The sequence below is a fragment of the Streptococcus pseudopneumoniae ATCC BAA-960 = CCUG 49455 genome (assembly GCF_002087075.1).
GTDB classification, from domain to species: Bacteria; Bacillota; Bacilli; order Lactobacillales; family Streptococcaceae; genus Streptococcus; species Streptococcus pseudopneumoniae.
In genome coordinates this window covers 1-3,435 of the sequence record NZ_MWSM01000012.1, presented here as the reverse complement: position 1 = coordinate 3,435, position 3,435 = coordinate 1, and the positions used below count along the sequence as shown (strand labels likewise).

Annotated in this window: 5 protein-coding genes; 1 reads left to right on the top strand and 4 read right to left on the bottom strand. The window is 38.7% G+C overall.

What is annotated here, in order from left to right:
• Nucleotides 1–94: 94 nt before the first annotated feature.
• The 3 genes from B4W83_RS02900 to B4W83_RS02890 are packed head-to-tail and all read right to left on the bottom strand — an operon-like array spanning nt 95 to nt 2,437.
• Nucleotides 95–1,570, bottom strand: a complete 1,476-nt coding sequence (locus B4W83_RS02900; protein ID WP_000338726.1) for a PTS galactitol transporter subunit IIC — start codon at nt 1,568–1,570, stop codon at nt 95–97.
• A gap of 47 nt (nt 1,571–1,617) precedes the next feature.
• Nucleotides 1,618–1,923 carry a PTS sugar transporter subunit IIB gene (locus B4W83_RS02895; protein ID WP_000590563.1) on the bottom strand — a complete coding sequence of 102 codons (306 nt, stop codon included), beginning with the start codon at nt 1,921–1,923 and terminating at the stop codon, nt 1,618–1,620.
• A gap of 37 nt (nt 1,924–1,960) precedes the next feature.
• Nucleotides 1,961–2,437, bottom strand: coding sequence for a PTS sugar transporter subunit IIA (locus B4W83_RS02890; RefSeq protein WP_000242184.1), 477 nt, complete (start codon nt 2,435–2,437; stop codon nt 1,961–1,963).
• Nucleotides 2,438–2,616: 179 nt separating this feature from the next.
• Here B4W83_RS02890 and B4W83_RS13275 point away from each other — a divergent pair, with 179 nt between their 5' ends.
• Nucleotides 2,617–2,790: a hypothetical protein gene (locus tag B4W83_RS13275; RefSeq protein ID WP_083022222.1), complete on the top strand. Its 174-nt coding sequence runs from the start codon at nt 2,617–2,619 to the stop codon at nt 2,788–2,790.
• Here B4W83_RS13275 and B4W83_RS02880 read toward each other — a convergent pair.
• The gene (locus B4W83_RS02880; RefSeq protein ID WP_000734650.1) at nt 2,760–3,068 is read right to left on the bottom strand and encodes a hypothetical protein; all 309 of its coding nucleotides are present in this window, start codon (nt 3,066–3,068) and stop codon (nt 2,760–2,762) included. The genes B4W83_RS13275 and B4W83_RS02880 overlap by 31 nt on opposite strands.
• Nucleotides 3,069–3,435: the final 367 nt, after the last annotated feature.

Genomic DNA, 3,435 nt, shown 5'->3' with positions numbered 1-3,435 from the left:
ATCTACAACCTCAAAACTGTGTTTTGAGCAACCTGCGGCTAGCTTCCTAGTTTGCTCTTTGATTTTCATTGAGTTTATATTTTATAGGAGCGCATTATTTTGCTTTTGCTGCGTACTCTTCGTTACGTTTGATCATTTGTTTTCTGTACCAAGCAAAGATACCGATATAGAATACAAGGAAAGCTACTGCACCAAGGATTGCTTTGATATCACCAGTTGTAGTGTTACCAATTGTCCAACCAAGAAGTTTTTCGATTGGTCCTTCAAGAGTAGAGTGAGTAATCAATTGAGTTTGGCTCACACCTTCTGGGAAGGCACCTACACCTTTAGCAAGTTCTGTTGCAAATGGTGCAATAAGTGTACCTGAAAGAAGGAAGAGTGGCAACAAGAGTGTTCCGAAGATAATCATACGGAGCAATTTACCACGAGTTACAACCAAGAGAGCTGGAGTAACACCCATAGCGATGATACCTGCAAGTGGCAAGATACCATTTCCAACTTTTGAAAGAAGCACTGCTTCAATCAACATGATTGGTGCAAGTACGTTGGCACAAGCCCAGATTTCAGCACGACCAGCGATGAATGGCCAGTCAAGACCGATATTGAATTTACGTCCTTGAAAACGTTTAGTAGCAACGTTTGTAATACCTTGTGATAGTGGTTCTACGGCTGCGATGAACCATGAACCGATAAGTGAGAAGAGTTCCAAAGATACACCGGCAGTCAAACCAAGAGACAACCATCCTTTGATAACAAGACGCCATTTATCTGCATCTGCAACACCTACAATTGGATGTGGAGTTCCCATAATACCGATAACGATACCAAGGATGAAACCGATGAAGAATTTAGATCCCCAGAAACCGATTTTCTTGTTCAATTTAGCAGCATCAAAGTCATATTTATCAAGGCCTGGGAAGAATTTTTCAAAAATCTTATCCAAAACCATGATAACTGGGTTCATCATGTAGTTCATGTGAGTTGATGTCATTGGTGATGAACTTGGGGCGTTAAGAAGGTCATCAAATGTAGGTTTCATCAAGTCAGAGTTGATAATTTTCAACACACCGACAAGGACGATAGCTGCTGTAGCAATCAAGAGTGAAACCCCTTGACTCACACCATTGTTATCAGCATACCATTTAATCAAGAGACCTGTGATAGACAAGTGCCAGATATCAAAGATATCAACGTCAAGTGTATCGGTTTTCTTCATAGCAAGCATCACTACGTTGACAATCAACATGATGAGCAAGAAGTATAGTGTCCAAGCAGAACCCCAAGTGATTGTTGCGAGTGGTGCCCAACCAACGTCGGTAATACTCAATTGGATACCAGTGTTTTCAACGAATTTTGCAAGTGATGCTGAGAAAGCACCATTTAGCATACCGATGATAGCACCGATACCTGTAAGAGCGATGGCAAGTTTGATACCACCTTCAAGCGCTTTGGAGAATTTCACTCCAAAAAGTAAAGCCAATACTGTCAAAATGATTAACATGATGACAGGTCCACCCATTTCTAAGATGGGATTGAAAACCTTTCCGATTAGGTCAAAGATTGCATCCATAACAGTTCCTCCCTTTTTTATGTTATATGAATGTTAACAAATTAGAATTAGCTTAATCCGTGTTCTTTAATAGCTGCTTCAATATTGTCAAATACTGGAGCGCTCATTGCTGGGATACGGAATAAGATTGGCCCAGCTTCGATAACTGGGATACCTGGTTCAAAACCAAGGTCTGTTGCAGCGATTGGTGTAAAGATATCGTAACCTTTCATAAGGTCTTCGTTTACATCTTTCACCATGACTGCATCACAGTGAACATCATAACCACGGTTTGAAAGTTCTTCTTCTAGAGCACTTTTAATTTGGTGACTTGAGTTAACACCTGCACCGCAGGCAGCAAGAATTTTAATCATTTGGATTTCCTCCGATTTTATTTTTTAATAGACAAGATTAAGCGGTTGCTTCAGCAATGTAAGCATAAAGTTTTTCTGGTTCGGAAATTTTTGATAGGTCTTCAAGATGTCCATTTCCTGTGAAAAAGTCCATCAACTGAGCCAGAATATTTGTTTGACTTGAACTTGAATTGTTAATAATAAAGAAGAGTAGGGATACTTCTACTTCCTTATCAGGAGCTATCATATTGTGAAAAGTTACTGGTTTTTCTAATCGAACAACCACCACTTTCTCAGCTAGATTATGAACAATATCTGTATGAGGAATCGCTACATTTGGCAAGTCCTTTCCTAGAAATTCCATATCTAAACCAGTTGGAAATGACTTTTCACGCGTGATCAAGGCTTCACGATAAGTTGGAGTGACAATTTCTCGTTCTTCCAACAAGCTTGCTACCTGATCAAAGAGTTGTTCTTGATTATCCGCTTCTAAGCAAAACACAAGGTTTTTGTCAAAGAAATAATCTAATACCATAAGGTTTTCCCTTCTTTCCATTAACTTTATGCCATAAGTATAACACTATATGAAACCGTTGTCAATTACTTTCTGTTCTTTTTTGTCTCTTTTTTTATATTTTTGTTTTGTTTATAGTTTGTTATATAAAAACAAACACACAAACAAATACTCCAAGCATTTTTTTGTTCTAATACTCAATGAAAATCAAAGAGCAAACTAGGAAGCTAGCCGCAGGTTGCTCAAAACACAGTTTTGAGGTTGTGGATAGAACTGACCAAGTCAGTAACCATATCTACGACAAGCCGACGTTGACGTGGTTTGAAGAGATTTTCGAAGAGTATTATTTTCCTTCTTTATCAGGAAATAGATAGCCAATCCCTACACAAGCTAGGACGCCTGCTCCAATCACCAAGCCACTTGAAATTGGCAACAGGTCCAAAATTGCATTCGCAATGATAAAGGCAATAATCAAACACATCAGACTAGCCTTGTAATCCTTTTTCAAAAGATTCTCTAGAGTGAAAAAGAGGAACAGACCCACCGGAATCAAAGACCAGAGGTTGACATCTAAACTTGGCCAGCCAACAGAACCAAAATACACTACTGTCACTGCTGCTAATAAAAAGACAATTCCCAATAATTTTTTCATTTCTTTATCTCCGATTTCTTTTTTAGGAACTTGAGTTCTCTGATAGTGATGCCTCACGTCCCTTACAAAAATCATTATAGCAGAGGAGTTTCTCAAGAACAAGTTCGTTTGCCTATCTGGTCTCTATATCAGTCTAAGTGGTTAAATAATGGCGATAAAATAAGGAAGCAGGGTAAGCGCGTCATAACAAGGTATCTATCATTCATGGAGTTCCTCCTGTATACTATTCGTAAAGTAAAACTACTGGAAGATATTTTAATGCCACAACCTATTGTTCCTGTAGAGATTCCACAATCTCGAAATGATAGAAGAGCTTTTGGATAAGGTGTTGCTCTATGACAATTCATCTATCTAGCCTAGGGCAGGT

Bases quoted from the DNA above. Each gene is read 5' to 3' on its own strand.
- B4W83_RS02900 (WP_000338726.1), bottom strand. From the start codon at position 1,570: ATGGATGCAATCTTTGACCTAATCGGAAAGGTTTTCAATCCCATCTTA.
- B4W83_RS02895 (WP_000590563.1), bottom strand. From the start codon at position 1,923: ATGATTAAAATTCTTGCTGCCTGCGGTGCAGGTGTTAACTCAAGTCAC.
- B4W83_RS02890 (WP_000242184.1), bottom strand. From the start codon at position 2,437: ATGGTATTAGATTATTTCTTTGACAAAAACCTTGTGTTTTGCTTAGAA.
- B4W83_RS13275 (WP_083022222.1), top strand. From the start codon at position 2,617: ATGAAAATCAAAGAGCAAACTAGGAAGCTAGCCGCAGGTTGCTCAAAA.
- B4W83_RS02880 (WP_000734650.1), bottom strand. From the start codon at position 3,068: ATGAAAAAATTATTGGGAATTGTCTTTTTATTAGCAGCAGTGACAGTA.